The sequence below is a fragment of the Candidatus Methylomirabilota bacterium genome, assembly GCA_036002485.1.
Lineage (GTDB): Bacteria > Methylomirabilota > Methylomirabilia > Rokubacteriales > CSP1-6 > AR37.
Map to the genome: position 1 here is coordinate 1 of DASYTI010000115.1, position 5612 is coordinate 5612.

8 protein-coding genes and 1 pseudogene are annotated in these 5612 nt (G+C 67.7%); 1 reads left to right on the forward strand and 8 read right to left on the reverse strand.

From position 1 onward, the window contains the following. Positions 1-113: 113 nt before the first annotated feature. From VGT00_11895 to VGT00_11930, 8 genes and pseudogenes are all read right to left on the reverse strand, one after another. Positions 114-1235 (reverse strand): CapA family protein, encoded by a 1122-nt coding sequence (locus VGT00_11895; GenBank protein HEV8532113.1) that lies wholly within the window; start codon positions 1233-1235, stop codon positions 114-116. Next, the gene (locus VGT00_11900) at positions 1216-1914 is read right to left on the reverse strand and encodes a transcriptional regulator (protein HEV8532114.1); all 699 of its coding nucleotides are present in this window, start codon (positions 1912-1914) and stop codon (positions 1216-1218) included. The genes VGT00_11895 and VGT00_11900 overlap by 20 nt, the downstream gene beginning before the upstream one ends. Next, positions 1911-2297, reverse strand: coding sequence for a 4a-hydroxytetrahydrobiopterin dehydratase (locus VGT00_11905; protein HEV8532115.1), 387 nt, complete (start codon positions 2295-2297; stop codon positions 1911-1913). Before VGT00_11905 ends, VGT00_11900 begins: the two co-directional genes overlap by 4 nt. A gap of 690 nt (positions 2298-2987) precedes the next feature. Next, positions 2988-3422 (reverse strand): hypothetical protein, encoded by a 435-nt coding sequence (locus VGT00_11910; protein ID HEV8532116.1) that lies wholly within the window; start codon positions 3420-3422, stop codon positions 2988-2990. A gap of 70 nt (positions 3423-3492) precedes the next feature. Next, a pseudogene (locus VGT00_11915) lies at positions 3493-3591 on the reverse strand (twin-arginine translocase TatA/TatE family subunit). Positions 3592-3807: 216 nt separating this feature from the next. Then, positions 3808-4500 carry an SCO family protein gene (locus VGT00_11920; protein HEV8532117.1) on the reverse strand — a complete coding sequence of 231 codons (693 nt, stop codon included), beginning with the start codon at positions 4498-4500 and terminating at the stop codon, positions 3808-3810. After that, positions 4497-4685, reverse strand: coding sequence for a hypothetical protein (locus VGT00_11925; protein HEV8532118.1), 189 nt, complete (start codon positions 4683-4685; stop codon positions 4497-4499). The genes VGT00_11920 and VGT00_11925 overlap by 4 nt, the downstream gene beginning before the upstream one ends. 28 nt (positions 4686-4713) lie before the next feature. After that, positions 4714-5124: a c-type cytochrome gene (locus VGT00_11930; protein HEV8532119.1), complete on the reverse strand. Its 411-nt coding sequence runs from the start codon at positions 5122-5124 to the stop codon at positions 4714-4716. A gap of 29 nt (positions 5125-5153) precedes the next feature. Here VGT00_11930 and VGT00_11935 point away from each other — a divergent pair, with 29 nt between their 5' ends. Then, complete coding sequence (locus tag VGT00_11935) at positions 5154-5492, forward strand: carboxymuconolactone decarboxylase family protein (protein HEV8532120.1); 339 nt, start codon at positions 5154-5156, stop codon at positions 5490-5492. Positions 5493-5612: the final 120 nt, after the last annotated feature.

Sequence of the window (5612 nt, forward strand, 5' to 3'; positions counted from 1 at the left end):
ACCGAGGGCGAGGTCGACTTCTACACCGCGGAGTTCGAGCGCATCGGTTTCCGCGGGGCCGCGAGCGATCCCCGGTCCTCCGGTGCGTACGGCGCCCCATGAGCATCCGGTCATCACTGACCAGCCCATCGGAGCTCGAGAGCGCCGTCGCCGGCGAGTTCCACTCGTGAACCGAAACGGGCGCTGATGGAGTTCAAGACGCCCGCCAGCCAGGCGGCCTCGGCCGACCCGACCCGGCCGAGGCGCATCCGCTTCACCTGCATCGGCCTCATCCGAAGCCTCGTGAGGTCGCCGGCCGGGCCCAGCGTGGCGAAGTACATCAGGACGAGGTCACCTCTGAACTGCTCGTAGCCGGCAATTCCCTCGTAGTCGTTGATGCAATCCCCGCATCCGTAAAGGATCAGCCGATCTGCGTACACCTCGATGCCTCGGGGGTGGTGAGACGAGTGGCCGTGGACCAGGTCCACGCCTCCGTCGACCAGCCAGTGGGCGAACTGCACGTGCTCGCCCGGGATCGCGTACCCCCAGTTGCCTCCCCAGTGGATCGAGACGACGACGAGGTCGCCTGGTCGTTTGACCCGGGCCACCCGGTCGAGGAGGGCGGCGGCGGTGGCCTCCGACAGGTGGCGGAGCAGATCGACGCCCGGACGGTCATGGCTCGCGGCCCAGCTTGCGGGGATGCCGCTCGTCTCCGCGCCGACCCCGAAGACAATCAGGGTTCGCCCGTCCGCGATTCGGACCCGCGCAGGCCGTCGGGCCTCCTCCTGGTTGAGCCCTGCTCCCGCGACCTTGAGCCCGACGCTGGTCAGCGTCTCGAGCGTTTCGCAGAGACCAGCGTACCCGTAGTCCAAGACGTGGTTGTTCGCCAGGACGCAAACGTCAAGCTTGGCCGCGGTGAAACAGCCGACGTTGGCCGGATGCATACGGTAGTTGATGAGCTTGGGCCAGGCGTCGTCGCTCCGCGTGACCGTCGTTTCGAGGTTTACGACCCGCGCGTCGGGCTCCATCCGGTCGAGCTCCTCGAGGGCGTCGCCCCAGATGTAGGCGTCGTCAACTCCTCGGGGGATGGGACCGCTGGCCGCCTCGGCAAGCTCGACGTATGTCCGCGCATCCTGCACGTACGGCTCCTGGAGCGCAGGCGCGCTCGGGCGCCGCAGAATATGGTCGATCCCCCGCCCGGTCATGACGTCTCCGGAGAAGAAGCCGGAGAACGCCCTACGCGCCCCAGAGGGCATGGAGCGTGTCCCAGTAGAGCTTCTCGTAGCCCTGGAGCAGCCGGGCCGCCCGCTTGACGAGGCGCGAGTCGGCGCCGCGGGCGAGGCCGCTGGCGACCACGGCCATGGCCTGGCTCTCGAACTCGGCGGGGGGAGCGGCGAAGAGATCGAAGAAAGCCGTGGTCTCCTGGGTCAGCCCGTAGCGATCGCGAAGGGCGCGGCCCATCCGGCCGCAGTTGGCGCCCCCCGCCGCGAAGTTCACCAGGAAGCCTGCGGCCACCTCGGCTTCCGAGCCGTAGAGGGCAAGCCAAGCCATGAAGGCCGTGTAGGCGTGGGCGCCGGGCGCTGGCTCGTAGGCCTGAAGCCGTGCGTCGTCCATGCCGATGGCGGCCGCGAAGGCCCCGAGCGCCGCCAGCGCCGCCGCCTCTCCGCCGAGCACCGTCTGGAAGAACGGTCCGCTCGGCGTTGTCCCGAAGCGGTTCACCAGGAGCGCGACGCTCCGGAGGTCACTGCGGATGATGTGGTACTGCTCTCCCGCGAAGCAGGTGAGGTCCTCGCGGCGCACGCGGCCCGACTCAAGCGCGGCGAGGTACGGGGGACGACGGATCTCCTGCTCGATCGCTTCCAGCTCGCGCCTGATCTCCTCGACCAACCGCTGGGCGGTGGGCATGTCGGGCTCCAGCGCAGGCGGCGGACTCACGGCGCACCCTTCTCCCGGGCCTCGTCGCGCGTGACGCGTCCGCTCTCGACGGCCCGCGCGTCGGTCTTCGCCGCCATGATGAAGTCGTTCCGGTGGAGCCTGTGGATCTTGTGGGTCCACCAGGTCACCGTGACGCGCCCCCACTCGGTGAGGAGGGCGGGATGGTGACCCTCCTCCTCGGCGAGGGCCCCAACCCGATTGGTGAAGGCCAGCGCGGCGGCGAAATCCGGGAAGTGGAAGGCCCGCTCGAGCTGGACGATACCGTCACGCTCCCGCAGTTGCCAGTCGGGGACCTCGCGCCTGAGCTCAGCGATCTCCGCCTCGGTGACCCGAGGCGAGTCGCGGCGGCAGCCGACGCAGGGTTCAGCGGACAGCGTGCTCATCGCGCGCGCCTTCCTGGGCGCGTCTTCCGTTCCGGGCCCCGGGGCGCGCCCACCAGCCACCCATGCCGGCCCCTTCTTTAGCCGGGATTTGCGATATGGACCCATTTCCTCCTCCGTCTCAGACTGGCGAGTCGGAGACCCCCTTTGATGGAGTTCTAACGGGGGGCATCCTAGCACTTACGTTTGTTTGAAGTATTCATACACGGAACACAAGACACGACGGAGATCCCGTATGCTTTCCTCGATGGGCTCGGCTGAGCGGCCACTCACGCCATTGCGGGTGGTCGAGGTATTCCTGAAGCGCGACGCCGAGGGGCTGGTGGCCGGGCTCGTATCAGGAGATCAGTAGAATCGATCCCGGTCGCCGCATCGATGTGAATGAGATGCTACAGGCGGTTCGGCGACTGATGGAAGCGCACTTTGCTTAACGGCACGCTCGAGCGGACTGCTGGCTCGCATTCGATTGCCGCGCGGGGTTCGAGAACAGCCTCTATCTTACGTGCGCGCTATACTGTGATCGTGGGGTTCAGACTCCTCACTGATCGCCTATCCTTGGAGCTAGAGTAATTGCTGGCTGCCAGGGGACCGTTGAACCCACTCCGAGTGTCACTCGTCGACGACCGACCGATCGGCTGAGACCAAGTTCCGTCGGCCCTGGAGAAGCGAGCTTTGAAAGACTTCGCGGACCTTCTATCTGCCATTGCTCGGCGCGCTCCTCGGACGCCTCAGGTAGCCCGAGATCCGCGCGCGGATCTCGGCGGGGCGGAGCGAGGGGGCGTAGCGGCGCGCGGCCGGGAGCTGGAGGAGGGCGATCCAGACCAGGGCTACGGCGACGGCATCCCAGTGGCGGAAGTGAAGGCCGCGCACGGTCTCATGGGTCAGGAACACATAAGCCGCGAAGCGGCAGCGCGAGTGACGGCGCCAGAGCAGGACCCCCACGTACGGGGCTGCCAGCCCGTAGGCGATGTAGTTCCAAGGGCGGTCTGGGGCGAAATTGAGGACGCGAAGCCCGGCCAGGCTCGCCGCCTGAAGCGCCGGGGCCAGCATCAACGCCAGCGCCAGGCCGGAAATCACCCAGGGCCGTCGGGAGCGCTCGTGCTCCATCAAGTTTTCGTGCCGCACCACGGTCGTCCACTCCGTCTCCAGCGGAGGGTGGCAAAACGGGCAGACCCGGGATGCCGGCGATTCCCTTCTTGAACTCCTTCATGGACTTGCTCAGCGCACTGGCCAACTCGGGAAGCTTCCTGGCGCCGAACAGCACGACCACGATGATCGCACCCAGGGTGCGGCGCATGGCCCACGGCGCTGTAATCCGCGTGGCCACTGAACAGCCGGGTGAACCGGAGGCTCAGGTAGCGGAAGGCGACGGCGCCCAGGCCAGCGCCGGTCCCGACGGTCAGCGCGCGCACCACCAACCCCGTCGGCGTGCCGTGGAGCAGGTCGTGCGCACGCGCGCCGATCGTCTCCGGGAGTCTGATGGCGCTCGCCGAGGTCCGCGCCATACCGAGCCTCACGACCCGCGCAAGAGGCGCCCGAGCACCTCGCGCAACCGCTCGACGTCGCCCCAGTCAGTGCCGTCGAAGTAGCTTCGGATCCGCGCTTGCCGGTCGACGAGCGCGAAACGCGAGGCGTGGACGAGGCGAATGATTCTCGGGGCCGCCTCATCCTCGTGCGCCCAGGCGCTGGCCGGCCGCATCCACGCCCAGGCCACCGCGGGCGTGGATGGGCGCGACGCGATCACGGCGAGATGGAAGCCATCGACGGCGAGCCGGTAGATGTCCGGACGCGGCCCCGTCAGGAACAGCCACTGGCGGGGATCCGCGTGGAACCGCGCGGCGTACGATTCCAGCGCGTCCCGGTCGTCGTGGTCGGGATCCACGGTGATTGAGACCAACAGCAGGTCGGGAACGCCCGACAGATCGGCCTGTAGCCGCGCCAGGTGCGCGCTCTGCAGGGGACAGCTGTCCGCGCACCGCGTGTAGAAGAAATTCACGACGGATACCTTGCCGAGCAGATCGGCACGCGTGATCGTTCGGCCGCTACGCTCCACGAGCGAGAAGTCCGGGACGACCCCGTACACCGTCATTTCGGGTTCGGTCAGCCGGATGATCCGCAACCGGATCACGGTGCCAGCACCCACGAGCATGAGGGCCACGATCGCCAGCACCGAGACCCATGACCGCAAAAATCGCGTTGCCTTCACTTCCCCTCCATCTTCATGTCGTCCGAGTTCTTCAGGGCGCCGCTCATGGCGTGATGCGACATGTCATCCGTCTTCGTGGAACCGCTCATGTGGTGATGCGGCATCGCGGCTGCGGCGAGCGACTTCAGGTAGGCCACCAGATCGACCAGCTGCTGGAGCGTCATCGTTTCGGCGTAGCTGGGCATCTTCGAGAGGCTGTCGGTGCCGGTATAGTTAGGCCCGAGAACGATGACACGATTCGGATTCATCCACCGACTCGGTCAAGCACTCGGCCGGGTGATGCGCGCCCATGCCGGTGAGTTCCGGACCGGCTCCTCGGGGCGTCTTCGACTGGTCAGGGAAGTTCTCGCCCTTGATCTCGTGGCAGGCGGAGCACTCCAGGGCAACGAACACCTTGCGCCCCGCGGCGGCGTCCCCTGGCGGCATCAGGAATTTGCACCCTCGCGGCACGCCGCCCTGGGCATGAAGCTGCTCCATCGTGACGCGGATCGGGTTTGGCGGCTCCGGTCGGGCCTTGCTCCCGTCCACTCGCTGGCTGTGGTCCTGGGCGAGGGCCAACGACGCGACCGCCGAGACGCCGACGATGACGAGCACGGACCAGATGAACGTTCGAGGCGTTGCCATCACGGGTCATAGTACCCCCTGTACCAGTCATGGTCGAGCCTGTCGACCAGGACGTCGAGGGCGCGCATCCGCGCGACCTCGCGGCGCTGCAGGATCCCGAGTTCGTCGAGACGTACAACCCCATGTACGAGCTGGGCCTGGGCGAGGGCCGACACGTCTCGGCCAAGGTGCGCGAGTTCGTCGCCATCGCGCTGCTGTGCTTCCGGGGCTCGGAGCGGGCCGGGCTGGTGGCGCACATGGAGCGGGCGATCCGCTTCGGGGCCACGCGCGAGGAGCTCTTCGAGGTGCTCGAGACGTGCATCATCCCCGGCGGGGCCCCGACCTTCCACCGCGGCCTCGGCGCGCTCATGGAAGTGAAGGGCGGCTGATGGACCCCGCGCGCTTCGCCCAGGGCATGACCTTCGCCCAGTACCTCGACTTCGTCGGCACGCCCGAGAACCTCGCGCGCGAGGCCCGGGTGGCTTCGGCGCTGTTCGTAACCGTTCGGT